Here is a 19,447-nt window from a genome sequence, read left to right on the forward strand (position 1 = left end):
CGTCCGCGCCACGCTGGTCAGGCCGCCAGGCGGCGTGCGGCGGCGGCCACGGTGTCGAGCGCGGCCTCTAGCTGAGGTGTGCGGAGGTTGCCGCAGTTGAGTCGCAGGTAGTGATTGAAACGGTTGGAGTTCGAAAACATCGCGCCGGGCATCACGCGGATACCGTCGCGCAGCACCTGTTCGAAAAGGGCTTCCGACGAGACATTGGCGGGCATCTCCAGCCAGATGTGCAACCCGCCGCGCGGCAGCGTCAGCCGCGTGCCGGATGGGAATGTCGCGGCTACCTTTTGCGCTACCCACTCGCGCTGCATGCGGAGCTGCGTGCGCAGACGCCGCAGGTGCCGCTCGAACGCGCCGGTGCCCATGTACTCGGCCACGGCGATCTGGGTCAGCATCTCGTTGGGGCGAGACAGCCCGAACTTCAGCATCTCCACGCGCGCCTGCCACCGGCCACCGGTGATCCAGCCGAGCCGCATGCCGGGCGCGAGGATTTTGTGCAGCGACGCGCAGTGGATGACGGTGCCGGTCGTATCCCAGGACTTGGCGGCGGTCAGCGGCACATCGTCATCGAACGTGGCCGAGCAGCAGTCGTCCTCGATCATGGCGATGCCACGCGCGGCACACCATGCCACAAGCCGCTGCTTGTGGGCGTCGGGCATCACGCAGCCCAGCGGGTTCTGCAGGTTGGGCACGACGCAGACCGCCTTGATGTTGTCGTAGGTCTGCGCGGCCAGTTCCAGTGCTTCGAGCGAGATCCCGGTCTGCGGGCTGCACGGGATTTCGAGTGCCTGCATGCCGAGGCTCTCCAGGATCTGCAGCAGGCCGTAGTAGGTGGGCGACTCCACCGCGATGATGTCGCCTGGCACGGCCACGGCGCGCAGCGCGAGCGTCAGCGCCTCGGTGGCGCCATGGGTGACGACGATCTCTTCCGGCGATACATGGATCTTGTGGCGCAGCGCATGCCGGGCCAGTGCGGCGCGGAAGGCCAGATGGCCGTCAGCCTCGACGGAACTGCCGAAGAGGTCGGGCTGCTTGCGCAGCGCGCGGATGGCGGCGTGGCGCAGGTCGTCGGCCGGATACAACTCCGGCGCGCCACACGCACCGCCGAGGTTGACCTGGTGGTGGCGGCTGCGGGCAAGGATCGCGGAAATACGCTGGTGAATGCCCACATACTGTGCCGGGTCGGGCAGCCCTGGGGCGGGCTCCTCGATCGGGGCTAGCGCAGGGCGCTGCGGGGCCGCCACGAAGTAGCCGGAGCGCGGGCGCGCTTCCAGCAAACCGGCCGCTTCCAGTTCCCGGCACGCTTGCAGGGCGGTGGACAAACTGACGTTGTGGAGTCCCATCAGCGTCCGCACGGACGGCATGCGATCGCCCGTGGTCAGCGTGCCGGCCGCAATGGCCTGGCGATAGTGTCCCGCCACCTGCTGGTAGAGCGGGGCGGATGCAGCACGAAGGGCGGAGGGTACGGCAGACATGGGAGGCATCATCGCGCGCGGGCGATGTCCGGAACAGATACAGATTCAGGGGTTCTGTATCGTAACAGAGCAAAATCATCGTATCTGTTCTGGCATCGTGCTCAAACGCTTGTGCCTGTTGAGGGGAAAGGCCGGCCGATAGTCTGGAGGCTCGAAATGTTGCCAGGAGAAACACCATGCCAGCCCCCGATATCTTCACCCGGACCCTTCGCCTTGCAGCCGGGCAAAGTCTCATGACTCACCTGACCTCGGGCGTGGTGGTGCGCGTGAGTGCGGGGCGCATTGCCCTGCACACCGCGCCGCGCTGGCTGGCGGGCGGCATCTTCACTGTCGGGAGCGAACTCGATGGAGAGGGTGTGCAGGTGATCGAAGAGGCGGGCTGGTATCGGATCGAGGCGCATTCTGCTGCGCAGTTGCAGATCATGGCGCTGCCGCCGCGCCCAAGCCTGTGGCGGCTGATAAAATCCCGGCTCGGCCGTTCTGGCCTCCTGCTGGGTAACGCCCGGCCACCAGACGACAAGGCCGCAGAACAATCGGTACCCCATGCTACGTCTCAGTGAAGTCAAACTCCCGCTCGACCATGCCGAGGGCGACCTGGAGGCTGCCGTGCGCAGCCATCTCGCTCAAATCGGTGTCAAGGGCGACGGCCTCGTCAAGTTCACCGTCTTCCGCCGCGCGCACGATGCGCGCAAGCGCGACGATATCAAGCTGACCTACATCATCGACATCGAGGTCAAGGACGAAGCCGCGGCGATCAAGCGGATGTTCCGCAAGCCGAACTGGAGCGTGACGCCTGACATGGCGTACCACTTCGTGGCGAAGGCACCCGAAGGCGGCCCGAAGCTGCGGCCCGTGGTGATCGGGCTTGGGCCGTGCGGCCTGCTGGCCGGTTTGATCCTGGCCCAGATGGGTTTTCGCCCGATCATTCTCGAACGTGGCAAGGAAGTGCGCGAGCGCACCAAGGATACGTTCGGCCTCTGGCGCAAGAATGTGCTGAACCCCGAGTCGAACGTGCAGTTCGGCGAAGGCGGTGCGGGCACGTTCTCGGACGGCAAGCTCTATAGCCAGATCAAGGACCCCAAGCACTATGGCCGCAAGGTGCTGGAGGAATTCGTGCGCGCAGGCGCGCCCGAAGACATCCTGTACAAGGCGCGTCCGCACATCGGCACGTTCCGGCTGGTCAGCATGGTCGAGAAGATGCGCGCGGAGATGCTGGAACTGGGTGCGGAGATCCGCTTCGAGACACGCGTCGACGATATCGATATCGACAATGGCCATGTGCGCGGCCTGAAGCTGTCGAATGGGGACTACCTGGCGTGCGATCACGTGATCCTGGCCGTGGGCCATAGCGCGCGCGATACCTTCCACATGCTGCATGACCGTGGCGTGTTCATGGAGGCCAAGCCGTTCTCGCTGGGCTTCCGCATCGAACATCCGCAGGGCCTGATCAACCGTAGCCGTTTCGGCAAGTTTGCTGGCAACAAGCTGCTGGGTGCGGCCGACTACAAGGTTGTGCATCACGCCAGCAATGGCCGCGCCGTGTACAGCTTCTGCATGTGCCCGGGCGGTACGGTGGTGGCGGCGGCGTCGGAGCCGGGCCGGCTGGTGACGAACGGCATGAGCCAGTATTACCGTGCCGAGCGCAATGCCAACGCCGGCATCGTCGTGGGCATCACCCCCGACGAGGATTTCCCGGGTGGCCCGCTGGCGGGTATCGCCTTCCAGCGCAAGTGGGAAGAGCGCGCGTTCGAACTGGGCGGCGCCGACTATCGCGCACCGGCCCAACTGGTCGGCGACTTTGTGGCGGGCCGCGCATCGACCGCGTTGGGTTCGGTGGAGCCGTCGTACAAGCCGGGCGTGACGCCGACCGACCTGAGTACGTCGCTGCCGGACTACGTGATCGATGCCATTCGCGAAGCGCTGCCGGAACTCGACAAGAAGATTGCCGGGTTTGCGATGCACGATGCCGTGCTGACCGGTGTGGAAACGCGTACGTCGTCGCCGCTGCGGATTCGCCGTAACCGTGACGACTGCCAGAGCATCAACGTGCGTGGCCTGTATCCGGCGGGCGAAGGTGCGGGCTATGCCGGCGGCATCTACTCGGCGGCGATCGACGGCATCGAAGTGGCCGAAGCCGTGGCGCTGCACATCACCAACGGGCAGTGACGATGACGGACAGCACTCGTGACGATCACGACGTCGCTCGCATCACCGGCGAGGTCAGGCACTGGCTCACGCGTGCCGTGATCGGCCTGAACCTGTGTCCGTTTGCCAAGAGCGTGCATGTGAAAGGGCAGGTCCGCTACGTGGTCAGCGATGCCACGCGCGACGAGGACCTGCTCGATGAACTGGAGCGCGAGCTGACGCTGCTGGTGGAATCCGATCCGGAGGCCATCGACACCACGCTGCTGATCGTGCCGCATGCACTGTCGGACTTCCTCGCCTACAACGACTTTCTCTACGTGGCGGACCAATTGCTGCAGAGCCTGCGGTTGGATGGCACGCTGCAGATCGCGAGCTTCCATCCGCAGTATCAGTTCGAGGGGGCCGGGCCGGACGATATCGAGAACTATACGAATCGCGCGCCGTATCCGATCTTCCATCTGCTGCGCGAAGACAGCATCGCGCGTGCGGCGGAGGTATTTCCCGAAGCTGAAGATATCTACGAGCGGAACATGGAGACGCTGCGCCGGCTGGGACACGCCGGCTGGCTCGAATGGATGGCGGGCAAGAGCGATCTCTGACCCGCCGGAGGGCAGCCGCTGCTATGCCGCAGCGGTATCAGTAAAGAACCGCTCGTGCAGTTCTTCCAGTCCCACTGATTCCAGCACTTGCTGCAGGCGCTCGGCCGGACGGCGGCGCGGCAGGTCCTTGTACTGGGCGATGATCAGTTCGTTTTTCATCGAGTGTTCCCAGCCCACCAGTTCCGTCACGCTGACCTGATAGCCGTGCGCCTCCAGTTGCAGGCAGCGCAGCACATTGGTCAACTGGCTGCCAAACTCGCGCGTGTGCAGCGGATGTCGCCAGATTTCCGTCATCGGATTGCCCGCCAGCATGCGGCCCTTGTGCTTGCGCAGAACGGAAGCCACCTCGGCCTGACAGCACGGCACCAGCACGATATGCTGCGCGCGCTTGCCTAGTGCAAAGCGGATGGCATCGTCGGTGGCGGTGTTGCATGCATGCAGTGCCGTGACGACATCGACCGTCTCCGGCAGCACCGACGATTCGATCGAATCGGCGACCGACAGGTTCAGGAAAGACATCCCCGGAAAACCCAGACGTTTTGCCAGCGCCTCGGAACTGGCCACCAGTTCCTCGCGGGTTTCGATCCCGTAGATGTGGGAGGTGTCCTTCAGATCCTTGAAGAACAGGTCGTAGAGGATGAAGCCGAGGTACGACTTGCCGGCGCCGTGGTCCACCAGCGAGACGGCGCCGCCGGCGTCCTTCACTTCGCGCAGCAGCGGTTCGATGAACTGGAACAGGTGGTAGACCTGCTTGAGCTTGCGGCGGCTGTCCTGGTTCATCTTGCCATCGCGCGTCAGGATATGAAGCTCCTTGAGCAGTTCGATGGATTGTCCCGGGCGGACTTCGTTCTGGCTGGACATCAGGGTGTGGGGGTGATGCTGGAAAGGGCGACAGTTTACCGAAAACCAGGGCCCCCTACTTTTGTGGGCTAAAGTTCACTTCGCTTCCTGCCGTTGATCTGTGGATCACGACAAGCAGAGTTGGCGCGGTTGCGGCGGGTTTTGCGGAAAACCTTCGGGGCATCGACCCTGGCCGGCTGTCGCCACTTTAGAACGAGAAAGTGGGGAGCCATGACAGCGGACATGGGATTGCGCCTGGAGCTGAGCCAACCCGGCGATCAGGTTAGAGCATGCTTTGCGCCCGAGCCGGGGCGCCTGCCGCCCGACCGGGCGGCGCTGGACGCCGAACTGGCCGATCATGGCTGGGAGGGGGCGCGCCTCGACCCGTCTGCCGTGACGGGTTTCCTGACCCAATGCCAGTTGACCGATCGCGAGATCGATGCCGTGATCGGCAGCGTGCTGGACGGTGCGTTCGAACTGGAAATCACTGCAGACAAGCTGCAACTGTTGCTGACGCTGATGCCGCCCGAGGGTGGACGTCCGATAGCCGAGGAAGATATCGCGGCAGCGGCAGCGTCAATGAAGATCGTGGCACTGCTCGACTCTGCCGCCATTGGCGTAGCGCTCGAAGCAGGCAGTTGCGAAGGCCGCGAGATTGCGCGTGGCGTGGCGCCCGTGCAGGGCGAGACGGCGCGCTTCGACAGCCTGGTCCAGCAACCCCGGCCTGCCCAGGTGGAGAACGAAGACGATCGCGTGGATCTGCGCGATCTCGGCAGCCTGCTGCTGGTCAATCCGGGCACCGCGCTGATGCGCCGCACGCCCGCCCGGCTGGGCAAGGACGGCATGGACGTGCTCGGCAAGCCGATTGCCGCCGACGCGGTGGTGGACACCCCGTTCGCTGCGGACATGACCGGCGTGGCCGTCGATCCCAATGATCCGAACCTGTTGCTGGCGGTGATCGCTGGCTCGCCCCGCGTGCTGCCCAATGGCGTGATCGTCAGCCCGGTGGTGGACGTGGAGGCCGTGGACCTGCATTCGGGCAATGTCACGTTCGATGGCTCGCTGCGGGTATCGGGCGACATCCGCACGGGCATGACCGTACGCGTGACCGGCGATGTGGTGGTGCAAGGCACGATCGAGGCTGCCCATGTGGAAGCGGGCGGCGATGTGATCGTCAAGGGCGGTATCATCGGCAAGGCGGAAGCCGCCCATGGCGGTGCCCCGAGTGAAATCGCCAGCGTGCGCAGCAAGGGTGCCGTGCATGCGCGCTTCATCCAGAACGCGATTGTCGAGGCGGCCACCGAGGTCATTGTCGAAAGCGGTATCCGCCAGAGCGATGTCTCGGCGGGCGAGCGCGTGGCGGTCGGCACGCCGACGGGGCAGGGCAGTATCAGTGGCGGACGCACGCGTGCGTTGCAGGCGGTCAGTGCCGCCATCCTGGGCGCGCCCGCCGGCAGTGCCACCGCCGTGCATGTTGGGCTGAATCCGTTCGCTGACGAGCAGAAGGCAGATCTGGAAGCGCGCCGCCGCCATGTACTCGACGATCAGGCGAAGCTGCAGCAGCTGGTGGCGTTCTTTGCCAAGCATCCCGAGCGCGCACAGGGCGACGTCCGTGAGAAGGCTCGGGCCACGATGTACAAGATCAATCGGGAACTGTTCGAGCTCGATGCGGAAATCGCCAAGCTCAACGAGCAGATCAAGCCGACCGACGATGCCGTGATCGCGGCCAGCCGACGTATCCACGGTGGCGTGACGCTGCAGGTGGGCCACAAGGTGCTGAAGGTCATGGAGGACAAGTCCGGCGGCCAGGTGCGCGTGGTCGAGGATCGCATCACGGTAAGCTGACCCCGCCGCGCGTTTCGTGTATTCCGCGTCACGCGTTACGCCGGGAAGGGTGACGCGTTACGTCACGCGTTACGTCACGCGTAACGTCGGGGATGACCGGCCGTGGCAGCCAGGAAGTCGCATGGCGCGGCGCCCCAACTGCCCGTAAAGCCCGGGTTTTCAAGGGTTGCGGGCGTTACGCGTGTGGCCGTGCACGCTGATCGGATGAGCGGCTTTCCGCTGGCACGGGGTTTGCGGTGTCTCCTGCACTCAAAACACATACGGGGAGATTGCCATGGACACGATCGTGATCGAAAGCCAGCCGCTGATCCGACTGGGCATGCAACGGATGCTGGAGCGCATGGCCGGGATCGGTGCGGTGCGGGTGATGGAACCCGCTGCCATCGTCTCGCTGCAACACACCACGGAACCCGCCATCGTGGTCTTCGGCATGTCCGCCGACACCGCCGACAACTGGTACCTGCTACGCCGGCTGCACCACGTCATGCCTAGCGCGCGCATCCTGCTGCTGTCGGACAACATGTGGCTGCGCATACCGGAGACGAACACGTCGTGCGGCGTGGTCGAGCAGTTGCCGAAGTCGGCATCGATCGAGCGTATCGAGGCGGTGGTCTACCAGATGCTCGGTCACGATGGCTTTGTCCCCATGCCCGCTGCGAGGGATGGCTGGCGGCCCGCCTACCAGCATCATTCCGCATTGTCGTGAGCGGTAGGGCAGGACACTTGCAAATGGGGTGGGCAACATTGGCCCAATAGCCAGGCTCCAAAGCAAAAAGGGCAACCCGAGTGGGTTGCCCTTTCTACTTCAAGTGGTGCCGGAGATAGGAGTCGAACCTACGACCTTCGCATTACGAATGCGCTGCTCTACCAACTGAGCTACACCGGCGAAACCTTAAACTTGTCTGAAACCTGTTTTCTTGCTGGATTTGCTGCGCTTTGTTGCATCTGCATCGCGTCCAACAGAGCCAGCAATCTTAGCAGCGCCCCTCGGATTTGTGAAGCCCCTCCTGCAATTTTTTTCGCAAAGCTTGCTGGGGCAACGCGTCACAACAGGCGTAATCATCGCATGGGCATTCCTGCCACGTTCCAGGAAAAAGGGGGCGATGTCGCCCCCTTTTTCTCGTTGACCGGCTTGTGTCGATTGCCGCGTCAGAACTTGTGGCGCAGGCCGGCCATCACGCCCACACGGCTGCCGTGGCCGTAGAACGGCGTCTGGAACGTCGGCTGTGCGCCGAGGGTGCGCCAGGCGTCGGACAGCGTGGTGTAGTCGGCCTCGAGGTAGACGTCGGTGCGCTTGCTGAATGCGTAGTCGAGCATCATGGCGCCCGTGAAGCGGTTGCCCGAATCGCTGCCGGTCTTCAGGTGGTCATAGGTGCCGCTCGCGATGACCGACCATGCCGGATTGAACTGGTACTTGAAGCCGAGGTAGCCGGCCTGGTTCTTGTAGCCAGCGTTGTCCACGTTGCTGTTCGTGTAACCGAGATAGACCGTGGCCGGGCCTGCGGTGTATGTGCCGCCGAGCGTCCAGACTTTCTGGTCGCTGTTCGGGACCGTGACGCCGTAGTACGTGGTGGTGTCCTTCATGATCTGGTAGCCGCCTGCCACCATGAACGGACCGGCCGCGTAGGTCAGGCTGCCGCCCGTCGAGGACGACTTCGCCACGCTGCCCGGCTGCTCGCCGAATGCATGCTGGGCGGCGATGGTCAGGCCGCCGAACTTGCCGGCGTACTTGATCATGTTGTCCTGGCGCACGCCGCCCGTGTAGTTGCCACCCTGGAAGCCGACGATGGCGAGGTTGGCCAGCGCGTATGCGTCATAGCTGGCAATGACTTCGTGGATCACCGTGAACTGGCGGCCCAGCGTGACCGTGCCGAAATCACCCTGCATCCCGACGTACGCCTTGCGACCGAACAGGCGGTTGCCCTGCAGGCTCTGGCCCGCGTCAGGCGAGAAACCGGATTCCAGCACGAAGAGCGCCTGATAGCCACGGCCCAGGTCTTCCACGCCGTACATGCCCCAACGGCTGCCGGTCAGCACGCCGTCGGTCATCTGCACCTTGGCGTTGCCAGCGGCGTTTTCATTCGTGGTGTAGCGGATCGTGGTGTCGACAATGCCGTAGAGCGTGACATTGGACTGGGCCTGGGCCGAAGCCGAGACGCCTAGTGTCGCGAGTGCTGCGGTGGTGAAGAAGGGCGCAAGGGCTCGCTTCATGGTTTGAGTCTCCATCCTGGCTTGTTATTTCGTTTGTTGTGGAATTGCCGGTGGCGAATGCTTTGACTTCTGCTGCGTCTGGCTCAGGCATTTCCTTCACCGGCGGGCATGGGAGGCGCGCGGTATTTAAGGCGCGCCGCGCGCCGGGACGTCCGAAACATGGAATTGGGAAAGGCAATTCATGTGATCTGATGTCCGATGACATCGTACCTTACAAAAAAATAACGGCGCAAGACATAGGATGAGACATTGCGTTGTGGAATCACACCAGTTCAATCATTCCAGCAGCCGCCAGCCCTTGATGCAGAGCGGAAATCCCACGTCTGCCGATGTGAAGTCGGAGCAGAGAAATGACTGTCATCGGCTTTATTAGCTAATCGCTTAATAAGCCTGTATCCCATTATTCATAAGGGTTACAGGGTGTTTATCCGACTATATTTCGCCATTCACCAAAATAGGGAATTCACTCGTTTGAGTTAGAAATATCGCATTGCAGCAATTAAAGTCTGGATGTCTGCAACTTAAAACTTCTAGGGAATTCACTGAGACAGAGTGATCTTGACCTGAATACGGGGCGCGATTAGATTCCAGTGGCGTTGTATGACGACAGATCAATAACTCTCAATTTAGTCATGAGTGCGCCTGTAGCAGGACCCGCGCGCCATGCAAGCCGAAATCCATGTCCCAGACTTTCAAAGACCCGCTGGATGGCGTCGCCACCCGCTGCCACCGCATCCTGCTGACCGGTGCGGCCGGCAACCTTGGCCGTGTCCTGCGCGACCGGCTGAAGCGTTATGCCGATGTGGTGCGCGTTTCCGACATCGCCAATCTTGGCCCGGCGGGCGAGCAGGAAGAAGTCTTGACCTGCGACCTTTCCGATGCCAAGGCTGTGCACGCGCTGGTGGAAGGTGTCGATGCCATCGTCCACCTGGGCGGTGTCTCCGTGGAGCGCCCGTTCGAGGAAATCCTGCCGGCCAACATCCAGGGCACCTATCACCTGTACGAAGCGGCGCGTCGTCATGGCGTGCGCCGCGTGGTGTTCGCCAGTTCGAACCACGTGATCGGTTATTACCGGCAGGGCGAGGTGCTCGATGCCGATACGCCAGCGCGCGCCGATGGCTACTACGGTATCAGCAAGGCATTCGGCGAGCAGATGGGCAGCTTCTACAGCGATCGCTATGGCATCGAGACCGTGGCGCTGCGCATTGGCTCGTCGTTCCCGGAGGCCAAGGATCGCCGCATGATGGTGACGTGGCTGGGTTATGAAGACCTGGAACAGTTGATCAAGCGCGCGATCTTCGTGCCCGAAGTCGGCTTCCTGATTGTCTATGGCGCGTCGGCCAACCGCGATAGCTGGTGGGACAACAGCAAGGCGGCGAAGCTGGGCTTCAAGCCCGTGGAATCGTCCGAGCAGTTCCGCGCCAAGGTGGAGTCGGTGCCGCCGCTGCCGGCCGATGATCCGGCAGGCTGGTACCAGGGCGGCGCCTTCGTGAAGGCCGGACCGTTCGGAGACTGACCGCCATGGCAGGCCACACCGAATTCGAACGCATCGGCGACATGCGCTGCGGCGTGGGCGAAAGCCCCGTCTGGCACGCCGGCGATGCGGCGCTGTACTGGACCGATATCCCCAATCGCACACTGTGGCGCTTCGATCCGTCGAGCGGACAGACCCATCAATGGGCCGTGCCCGAGATGGCGGGGTGCATGGCGATGACGGCCGATGGTGGCTGGCTGCTGGCGATGGAGACGGGACTGTTCCGCATCGGCAAGCTGACGGCGGGGCAACCGGTATCGGCCATCGAACGCGTGGCGACGGTGCAGCACAGCCACGGTGGCATGCGCTTTAACGATGGCCGTTGCGATCGGCAGGGGCGTTTCTGGGCCGGCACGATGGTGATGGACATGTCGCTGGCGGCCACCGACGGCAAGCTGTATCGCTTCGATGCATGCACAGGCGCTCTCGATGTCGTCCGCGAAGAAATGATCACGCCGAACGGACTGGCGTTCAGCCCCGATGGCCGCACGATGTACGTCTCCGATTCGCATCCCGCGCGGCAGGCCGTGTGGGCCTACGACTTCGACACCGATACCGGCACGCCATCGAATGGCCGCCTGTTCATCGACATGAACAAGTACCCGGGCCGTCCCGATGGCGCGGCGGTGGACGAGGACGGCTGCTACTGGATTTGCGGTAACGACGCAGGACAAGTGCATCGTTTCACGCCCGATGGCCGGCTTGACCGCAGCGTGGCCGTGCCGTTCGCCAAGCCCGCGATGTGCGCGTTTGGCGGCGCGGGCCTCGACACGCTGTATGTCACGTCGATCCGCACCGACGACACCGATCCGCTGTCCGGCGCCGTGGTCGCGTTACGCCCTGGTGTACGTGGCCTTGCGGAGCCGGTATTGCGCGATTCCATGCGCGACTGATTTTGAACGAAGAACTACAACACTGGAGACACTGATGACCCGCATTTCGCCCCCTCGCCTGCGTACCCTGATGGCCGCTTTCGCCACCGCGATGGCCCTGCCGATGGCCGCTCAGGCCGTGGAATTCCGCTCCGCCGACATCCATCCGGAGGACTATCCCACGGTGCAGGCCGTGCGCCAGATGGGCGAGCTGCTCAAGCAACGCTCCAACGGCAAGATGACGGTCAAGGTCTTTGCGCAGGGTTCGCTGGGCAGCGAGAAGGATGCTATCGAACAGACCAAGATTGGCGCACTGTCGATGGTGCGCGTGAACTCGGCGGCGATGAACAACATCTGCGAAGCTACCATCGTGCCGACGATGCCGTTCCTGTTCCGCTCCACCGAACACATGCGCCATGTGCTGGACGGCCCGGTGGGCGACGACATCCTGAAGTCGTGCGAGAAGAACGGCTTCATCGGCCTGGCCTGGTACGACAGCGGCTCGCGATCGATGTACACGACCAAGCGTCCGATCAAGTCGCTGGCCGATGCCAAGGGCATGAAGATTCGCGTGCAGCAATCGGACCTGTGGGTCTCGCTGCTCGAAGCCATGCATGCCAACGCTACGCCGATGCCGTGGGGCGAGGTCTACACCGCGCTGAAAACCGGTCTGGTCGACGGCGCCGAGAACAACTGGCCCAGCTATGAAAGCTCGCGCCAGTTTGAAGTGGCCAAGTACTACTCGCTGACCGAGCACTCGATGGCACCGGAAATCCTGCTGTTCTCGAAGGTGGCATGGGATCGCCTCTCGAAGGACGACCAAGCGATGGTGCGCCAGGCCGCCAAAGATTCGGTGCCGTTCATGCGGAAGCTGTGGGACGAGCGCGAACTGAAGTCGCGCAAGATGGTGGAAGCGTCGGGCGTGCAGATCATCCAGGTGGACAAGGCATCGTTCCAGGCCGCGATGAAGCCCGTGTACGACCGCTTCATCACCAGCGCCCAGATGAAGGATCTGGTAAAGCGCGCGCAGGACACGAAGTAAGCCTCATCGTAGTGGCCGCGGCCCTTGAGCAAGCGGGGCCGCGGGCAGTCCCTTTGCTGTCGTATCGCTGCAGGAATCCATCATCATGCTTTCGCCATCCCCTACGCCGGCCACCCCGGCGGAGGGCGTGCGCGGCGACGCCATCGAGGCGCCGGTCGTACACGCCAACTTCTACACTCGCCTCTGCGCCACGCTCGCACGCACCTGCCTCGCGCTCGGTGTCCTCGGACTGGTGCTGCTCGTCGTGGCCGTGCTCACGCAAGTCTTCGGCCGCTACGTGCTGAACGACACGCCGACCTGGGCCGAATCCATCGCCATGCTGCTGGTGCTCTACGTGACGATGTTCGGTTGCGCCGTGGGCGTGCGCGATTCGGGCCATATCGGGCTGGAGTCGCTGCTCGTGCTGCTGCCCGATAGCGTGCGTATCAAGATCGAACTGCTGATCCACGTACTGGTGGGCAGCTTCGGCGCCATCATGGCTTACAACTGCGCGCTGCTGGCGCTGTCCGTGGCCGACTACAAGCTGCCGACGCTCGGCATCTCCGAAGGCTGGCGCTATCTGCCGCCGGTCATCGCCGGCGTGCTGATCGTGCTGTTTTCGATCGAACACCTGATTGCCGTGCTGAAAGGCACGGAAGTGGAGCCGGCATGGCACTGATCATTCTCACCATCAGCTTTTTCGGCTTCCTGATTCTCGGAGTGCCGGTTGCATTTGCCATCGGCCTGTCGGCCGTGGCAACGATTCTGTACGAGGGCCTGCCGCTGGCCGTGGTGTTCCAGCAGATGACCTCAGGCATGAACGCGTTTTCGTTCCTGGCGATTCCGTTCTTCATATTTGCGGGCGAACTGATGCTGTACGGCGGCATCGCCAACCGCATCGTCGATTTCGCCAAGTCGCTGACCGGCCATGTGCGCGGCGGGCTGGGTATGTCGAACGTGGTGGCATGTACGCTGTTCGGCGGCGTGTCGGGTTCGCCGGTGGCCGACGTATCGGCCATGGGCGCGGTGATGATCCCGATGATGAAGAAAGAGGGCTATCACGCGGACTACGCGGTCAACGTGACCACGCATGCCTCGCTGGTGGGCGCGCTGATGCCGACCAGCCACAACATGATCATCTTCACGCTGGCTGCGGGCGGCAAGGTGTCGATCGCCGCGCTGATCCTCGCGGGTCTGCTGCCGGCACTGATCCTGACGATCTGCAACCTGGCCGCTGCGTACTTCGTGGCGCGCAAGCGAGGCTATCCGGCCGGCTCGTTCCCGGGCTGGGAGATCGTCGGCCATTCGCTGGCAGCGGCATTGCCGGGTCTGTTCGTCGTCGTGCTGATCATCGCGGGCATCTTGTCGGGCGTGTTCACGGCAACGGAATCCGCTGCGGTGGCCGTGCTGTATGCGCTGACGCTGACCGTGTTCCTCTATCGCTCGCTGACGCGTGAACAGTTCATCAAGGCTGCCGCCAAGGCCGTGAAGACGACGGGCGTGGTCCTGCTGCTGATCGGCATCTCCGCTACGTTCGGCTACATGATCAGCCTGTACGGTGTGGCTGCGCTGACCGGCGAGTTCCTGAGTTCGATGTCCACCACGCCGTGGATGATCTTCCTCATGGTCAACGTGATGCTGTTCATCCTGGGCACGTTCCTGGACATGGCAGCCACGATCCTGATCTGCACGCCGATCTTCCTGCCGATCTGCATCCACTACGGCATGAGCCCGGTCCAGTTCGGCATGATGATGCTCATCAACTGCGCGCTGGGTCTGAATACGCCGCCCGTGGGCACCACGCAGTTCGTGGGTTGCGCGATTGGTGGTGTATCGGTGGGGCAGGTGATGCGCACGATCTGGCCGTTCTACGGCGCGTTGCTGGCAGCGCTGATGCTGGTGACGTTTGTGCCGGCGTTCTCGCTGTGGTTGCCGGAGATGTTGTTGAAGTAAGTATCAAGAGCGCGGTTGAATCTGCCGCTGTAGTTCTCCCCTCTCCCGCAAGCGGGAGAGGGGAGCAAAAACAAGTGGAATGTTGAACATGCCATTGCTCTCCGCTGGCCCCATCCACACCCTCCGGGCCGGCCCCCACACCCTCGTCATCGCCCCCTCACTTGGCGGCCGCATGGCATCGTTTCAAACCACGCGTGCCAACGGCGTCGTCATCGACTGGCTGGCTCCACTCGACGTAACCCAAGGCTTCGACGCCCACCAGTGGCCCAAAACTGGCAGCTATCCTTTGCTGCCGTTCTCCAACCGCATCCGTCTGGGCCGCTTTCGCTGGAACGGCCGCGATATCGAATTGCCCGCTCATCCGGGTCAGGCCCACGCGATGCACGGCTTCGGTCATGCGCGGCCATGGACCGTGGAAGAAGACAGCGAAGACACCCTCGTCATGACGCTCGCCCACACACCGGCCGGTGAAGACTGGCCATGGCCCCTCCGTGCGCGGCAGACCCTGCGACTCACCGAACGAGGACTCGAAATCGAACTGAGCTTGCGAAACGATGGCGACGACGCGATGCCTGTAGGCGGTGGCTTCCACCCATTCTTTGCCCGCGTGCCAGGGATGCGATTGCAGTTCGATGCCGCGCACGTCTGGCCTGCGGACGCCGGAGGCGTGGCCACTGCGCGTACCACCGTGGCGGAGCGCGAGCGTTTCCTGCGCGAACGCGATTTGCCGGAGGGTGATTTCAGTCGCTACTACGGCGCATGGAAGCGCGCGGCCACACTGAAGCGCCGCGATGGCGCAGCGCTGACGATCCGTGCCGGCGAAGGGCTCGATCATCTCGTGCTGCATGCCCCGTCAGGCGCTGACTTCTTTTGCGTGGAACCGGTGTCGCATGTGGCCGATGCCGTGAATCTTGCGGCGCGCGGTTGGGAGGGCACGGGCCTGCGGCGGCTGGAGCCGGATGCGTCGGTGACGTGGCGCATGCAGTGGGACATTGGCGCCTGAAAACAAGCGGGGCGCCCGAAGGCGCCCCGCTTGTTTTCATTCGATTGCCAGTGATCAGACCACCGGCTTCGAACCGTCTTCCTGGTGATAGCGGGTCACGCGATCCACTTCGTTCTTCGAACCGAGGATCACCGATACCCGCTGGTGCAGCTTGGTCGGCTGCACGTCGAGGATGCGTTCGTGGCCGTTCGTGGCCGCGCCGCCAGCCTGCTCGACGAGGAACGCCATCGGATTGGCTTCGTACATCAGGCGCAGCTTGCCTGGCTTCTCGGGTTCACGCTTGTCCCACGGATACAGGAACACGCCGCCACGGGTCAGGATGCGGTGCACGTCTGCCACCATCGAGGCAATCCAGCGCATGTTGAAGTTCTTGCCGCGCTCGCCATCCTCGCCGGCCAGGCATTCGTCGATGTACTTGCGCACAGGCGGAGCCCAGTGGCGCATGTTGGACATGTTGATCGCGAATTCCTTGGTGTCTTCCGGGATCTTCACGTCCGATTGCGTCAGCACGAAGCTGCCAGCCTCGCGATCGAGCGTGAACATGTGCACGCCATTGCCAACCGTCAGCACCAGCGTGGTCTGCGGACCATAGACTGCGTAGCCGGCGGCCACCTGCTGCGTGCCCGGCTGCATGAAATCGGCCTCGGTCACGGTCTCGCCCGGCTTGGGCATGTGCAGCACCGAGAAGATCGTGCCGATCGACACATTGACGTCGATGTTCGACGACCCGTCGAGCGGATCGAACAGCAGCAGGTATTCGCCCTTCGGGTAACGATTCGGGATCTCGTAGAACGAGTCCATTTCCTCGGATGCCATCGCTGCCAGGTGGCCGCCCCATTCATTGGCGTCGAGCAGCACTTCATTGGCGATGACGTCGAGCTTCTGCTGGGTCTCGCCCTGGACGTTGCCAGTGCCGGCCGAGCCGAGCACGCCGGCGAGGGCGCCCTTGCTGACGGCGTTGGAAATGGCCTTGCAGGAACGGGCAACCACTTCGATCAGCAACCGCAGTTCCGGCTGGATCGTGTTGTGTTTGCGCTGCTCCTCGACCAGATAGCGGGTGAGGCTGATGCGTGACATGGTGCGTTCTCCTTGGATGGCCGCCATTCTACAGGGCTGCCGCTAAGGACAGCCCGTTTTCGGTCGCCCTGGGGCGCTTAACTGGCCAGTGCCTTGCCCACGATCTCGCGTACATCGCGCGACAGCGTCGATGCAGCCGCCACTCGTTCCAGCGCGCTGCGCATCTGCTCGCGCAGCGGCGCTTCGTATTTTTGCCAACGATCCATCACACGGGCAAGGCGCGCCGCCACCTGCGGGTTGATCGCATCGAGCGCCAGCACCTGTTCGGCCCAGAACGCGTAGCCGGAGCCGTCCTGCGCGTGGAACTGTGCCGGATTGCCCGAGCAGAAGCTGAAAATCAGCGAGCGGGCGCGGTTCGGATTGCGAAGGTTGAAGGCCGGATGCTCCATCAGCGCGCGCACGGTATCGATGGTGCGCTTGCCCGCGTGCGGACCCACTTCGCCGCGCTGCATGCCTTGCAGCGAGAACCACTTGTCGATGACCAGCGCGTCGTTCTCGAAACGCTCGTAGTAATCGGTCAGCGCGTGTTCGCGGCCCGGCGCGAAGCTGTTGACCAGTGCAGACAGTGCAGCAAAGCGGTCGGTCATGTTGCCGCTCTGGCGATAGTGTTCATCGGCCAGTGCCTGCATGTCGGCGTCGCCAGAATCCGCCAGGTAGCCGAGCGCGAGGTTGCGCAGCGCGCGCTTGGCCATCGAGTCGGCATCGGGGCTGTACTCGCCCGGCGTGGCGTTGGATTGATACGCCGCCAGCCATTCGTTCTTGAGTGCGCGGGCCAGGCCCTCGCGCATGAACAATCGTGCGTGATGGATCGCAGCGGGATCGGCTACGGCCATGCGTTCGGCCAGATAGGCTTCGGCAGGCAGCATCAACGCCTGCTCGCGGAACGCCGGGTTCAGCGAACCATCTGTCAGCACCGTGCGGAAAGCGGAGACCAGTGCGGGATCGAGCTTCAGTTCGCGATTCGCCTGCACGTCCTGCACCAGTTGCAGCAATGCGCGCGTGGCCAGTCGCTGGCCGGCTTCCCAGCGGTTGAAGGCATCGCTATCGTGCGCGAGCAGGAACGTCAGTTCGTTGTCGCTGTACTCATAGTCGACGATGACCGGCGCCGAGAAGTTACGCAGCAGCGAGGGCATGGGCGCCTTGTCTCCCGCAGGCAGCCCCACGAAGCGGAAGGTCTGCTCGGCCTGCGTGAAATCGAGCACGCGCGTGGTATCGGTTGCCTGGGATTCGCCATCGAGCTGCAGCGGCAGGTCGTTGCCTGCGGCATCGAGCAGGCCCACTGCGAACGGAATATGGAACGGTTGCTTGTCGGGCGAGCCCGCGCGCGTTTCGATGCCGACCTTCGGGCAGCGCTGCGACAACGTCAGCGTCAACACGCCAGCCTTGCCATCCCAGTGCGTCTTCGCGGTGACCACGGGCGTACCCGCCTGGCTGTACCACAGGCCGAACTGCGTGAGATCGCGGCCGTTGGCATCGGCCATCGCTGCGCGGAAATCGTCGCACGTCACCGCCTGACCGTCATGGCGTTTGAAGTACAGATCCATGCCGCGCCGGAAACCATCGCGGCCCAGCAGCGTCTGGTACATCCGCACGACCTCGGCGCCTTTCTCGTAGACGGTGACCGTGTAGAAGTTGTTGATTTCCTCGAAGCTGTCCGGGCGCACCGGATGTGCCATCGGGCCCGCATCCTCGGGGAACTGCACCTGACGCAGTACGCGCACATCCTCGATACGCTTCACGGCGCGGCCCGATTCCGAACCCATCATGTCCGCGGAGAATTCCTGATCGCGGAACACGGTCAGTCCTTCCTTGAGCGAGAGCTGGAACCAGTCGCGGCACGTCACGCGGTTGCCGGTCCAGTTGTGGAAGTACTCGTGCGCCACCACCGATTCGATATTGGCGAAGTCCACGTCGGTGGCGGTCTCCGCATTGGCCAGCACGTACTTCGTATTGAAGATGTTCAGGCCCTTGTTCTCCATCGCCCCCATGTTGAAGTCGCTCACGGCGACAATCATGAAGCGGTCGAGATCGAGTTCCAGTCCAAAGCGCCGTTCGTCCCAGCGGATTGAATGCACCAGCGAATCCATCGCGTGCTGTGTCTTGTCCAGATCCTGCGGCTCCACCCAGACCTGCAGCAGCTTGTCCTTGCCCGATGCGCTCTGGATCGTCTTCTCGATGCGTTCGAGCTTGCCGGCTACCAGCGCGAACAAATACGACGGCTTGCGGAACGGGTCCTCCCACACGGCCTCGTGACGCCCATCGGGCAGTTCGCGCTCGGACAGCAGGTTGCCGTTCGACAGCAGCACGGGGCATGCGTCACGGCTCGCGCGCAGCGTGACGCGATAGGTGGCCATCACGTCGGGGCGGTCGAGGAAGTAGGTGATGCGGCGGAAGCCTTCGGCCTCGCACTGCGTGAAGAAGTTGCCGTTCGACACATAGAGGCCGGACAGCGTGGTGTTGGCGGAAGGATTGCACGCGACGGTGATTTCCAGCGTGCCCTGCGCGGGCAGGCCGGTCAGCGTCAGCGTGTCGTCTTCGTGGCTGAAAGCGGTGAACGGATGGCCGTCCAGGCGGATGCCAACCAGTTCGAGCGCTTCGCCCGTGAGCACCAGCGGCACGTCCGTGGAGGCGGTACGTTGCAGGGTCAGCGTGCTGGTGACGATGGTCCGCTGCGGATCGAGGTCGAGCACCAGCTCGACGTGGTCGATGGCGAACGCGGGCGGAGTATAGTCCTTGCGATAGACGGTAACGGGCGTATCGGTGCGCAGCATGGGGAAATCCTGTCTTCGGAGTGACCGGGGGCGGAGGGCCGTGCGGAACGGTCCGGGAAGTCCTCATTGTAGCCAAGGGGTCGCCGGCTTGCGCTGAGGCA

At 63.4% G+C, this 19,447-nt stretch carries 16 protein-coding genes and 1 tRNA gene; 11 read left to right on the top strand and 6 right to left on the bottom strand.

The window, feature by feature from the left end; translation table 11 throughout:
• Positions 1-17 precede the first annotated feature (17 nt).
• Complete coding sequence (locus tag GA566_RS04110) at positions 18-1,475, bottom strand: PLP-dependent aminotransferase family protein (protein ID WP_160471730.1); 1,458 nt, start codon at positions 1,473-1,475, stop codon at positions 18-20.
• 176 nt (positions 1,476-1,651) lie between these two features.
• On the opposite strand from GA566_RS04110, the gene GA566_RS04115 reads away from it, so the two are divergent.
• From GA566_RS04115 to GA566_RS04125, 3 genes are read left to right on the top strand one after another with little or no spacing between them, the layout of a single operon-like run.
• Positions 1,652-2,035: a hypothetical protein gene (locus GA566_RS04115; protein WP_160471732.1), complete on the top strand. Its 384-nt coding sequence runs from the start codon at positions 1,652-1,654 to the stop codon at positions 2,033-2,035.
• Positions 2,019-3,641 (top strand): NAD(P)/FAD-dependent oxidoreductase, encoded by a 1,623-nt coding sequence (locus tag GA566_RS04120; RefSeq protein ID WP_137922960.1) that lies wholly within the window; start codon positions 2,019-2,021, stop codon positions 3,639-3,641. The genes GA566_RS04115 and GA566_RS04120 overlap by 17 nt, the downstream gene beginning before the upstream one ends.
• A gap of 2 nt (positions 3,642-3,643) precedes the next feature.
• Positions 3,644-4,219 (top strand): DUF1415 domain-containing protein, encoded by a 576-nt coding sequence (locus tag GA566_RS04125; protein WP_160471734.1) that lies wholly within the window; start codon positions 3,644-3,646, stop codon positions 4,217-4,219.
• A 21-nt stretch (positions 4,220-4,240) separates the two neighbouring features.
• Here GA566_RS04125 and GA566_RS04130 read toward each other — a convergent pair whose 3' ends face one another.
• Positions 4,241-5,080: an SAM-dependent methyltransferase gene (locus tag GA566_RS04130; RefSeq protein WP_160471735.1), complete on the bottom strand. Its 840-nt coding sequence runs from the start codon at positions 5,078-5,080 to the stop codon at positions 4,241-4,243.
• A 210-nt stretch (positions 5,081-5,290) separates the two neighbouring features.
• Between GA566_RS04130 and GA566_RS04135 the strand changes: the two genes are divergently transcribed.
• Positions 5,291-6,904: a DUF342 domain-containing protein gene (locus GA566_RS04135; protein ID WP_160471737.1), complete on the top strand. Its 1,614-nt coding sequence runs from the start codon at positions 5,291-5,293 to the stop codon at positions 6,902-6,904.
• A gap of 274 nt (positions 6,905-7,178) precedes the next feature.
• Complete coding sequence (locus GA566_RS04140; RefSeq protein WP_202126658.1) at positions 7,179-7,610, top strand: response regulator; 432 nt, start codon at positions 7,179-7,181, stop codon at positions 7,608-7,610.
• 104 nt (positions 7,611-7,714) lie between these two features.
• On the opposite strand, the gene GA566_RS04145 is transcribed toward GA566_RS04140, so the two are convergent.
• Together GA566_RS04145 and GA566_RS04150 are read right to left on the bottom strand one after the other, a co-directional pair.
• A tRNA-Thr gene (locus GA566_RS04145) sits at positions 7,715-7,790 on the bottom strand.
• 263 nt (positions 7,791-8,053) lie between these two features.
• On the bottom strand, positions 8,054-9,115 hold the full coding sequence (locus GA566_RS04150) for a porin (protein WP_137922964.1): 1,062 nt from the start codon (positions 9,113-9,115) through the stop codon (positions 8,054-8,056).
• Positions 9,116-9,794: 679 nt separating this feature from the next.
• Here GA566_RS04150 and GA566_RS04155 point away from each other — a divergent pair.
• From GA566_RS04155 to GA566_RS04180, 6 genes are all read left to right on the top strand, one after another.
• Positions 9,795-10,631 (top strand): NAD(P)-dependent oxidoreductase, encoded by an 837-nt coding sequence (locus tag GA566_RS04155; RefSeq protein WP_137922965.1) that lies wholly within the window; start codon positions 9,795-9,797, stop codon positions 10,629-10,631.
• Between the two features lie 5 nt (positions 10,632-10,636).
• On the top strand, positions 10,637-11,542 hold the full coding sequence (locus GA566_RS04160; protein ID WP_237380047.1) for an SMP-30/gluconolactonase/LRE family protein: 906 nt from the start codon (positions 10,637-10,639) through the stop codon (positions 11,540-11,542).
• A 34-nt stretch (positions 11,543-11,576) separates the two neighbouring features.
• Positions 11,577-12,563: a TRAP transporter substrate-binding protein gene (locus tag GA566_RS04165; RefSeq protein WP_202126659.1), complete on the top strand. Its 987-nt coding sequence runs from the start codon at positions 11,577-11,579 to the stop codon at positions 12,561-12,563.
• Positions 12,564-12,648: 85 nt separating this feature from the next.
• Complete coding sequence (locus GA566_RS04170; RefSeq protein ID WP_137922967.1) at positions 12,649-13,221, top strand: TRAP transporter small permease; 573 nt, start codon at positions 12,649-12,651, stop codon at positions 13,219-13,221.
• Positions 13,212-14,495, top strand: a complete 1,284-nt coding sequence (locus GA566_RS04175; RefSeq protein WP_137922968.1) for a TRAP transporter large permease — start codon at positions 13,212-13,214, stop codon at positions 14,493-14,495. Before GA566_RS04170 ends, GA566_RS04175 begins: the two co-directional genes overlap by 10 nt.
• 88 nt (positions 14,496-14,583) lie before the next feature.
• Positions 14,584-15,498 (top strand): aldose 1-epimerase, encoded by a 915-nt coding sequence (locus GA566_RS04180; protein WP_349304708.1) that lies wholly within the window; start codon positions 14,584-14,586, stop codon positions 15,496-15,498.
• A 54-nt stretch (positions 15,499-15,552) separates the two neighbouring features.
• Here GA566_RS04180 and GA566_RS04185 read toward each other — a convergent pair whose 3' ends face one another.
• Together GA566_RS04185 and pepN are read right to left on the bottom strand one after the other, a co-directional pair.
• Positions 15,553-16,575 (bottom strand): class 1 fructose-bisphosphatase, encoded by a 1,023-nt coding sequence (locus tag GA566_RS04185; RefSeq protein WP_137922970.1) that lies wholly within the window; start codon positions 16,573-16,575, stop codon positions 15,553-15,555.
• A 77-nt stretch (positions 16,576-16,652) separates the two neighbouring features.
• Positions 16,653-19,346: an aminopeptidase N gene (gene pepN / locus GA566_RS04190; protein ID WP_160471739.1), complete on the bottom strand. Its 2,694-nt coding sequence runs from the start codon at positions 19,344-19,346 to the stop codon at positions 16,653-16,655.
• Between the last annotated feature and the right edge of the window lie 101 nt (positions 19,347-19,447).

The sequence above is a fragment of the Cupriavidus sp. SW-Y-13 genome, assembly GCF_009793345.1.
Lineage (GTDB): Bacteria > Pseudomonadota > Gammaproteobacteria > Burkholderiales > Burkholderiaceae > Cupriavidus.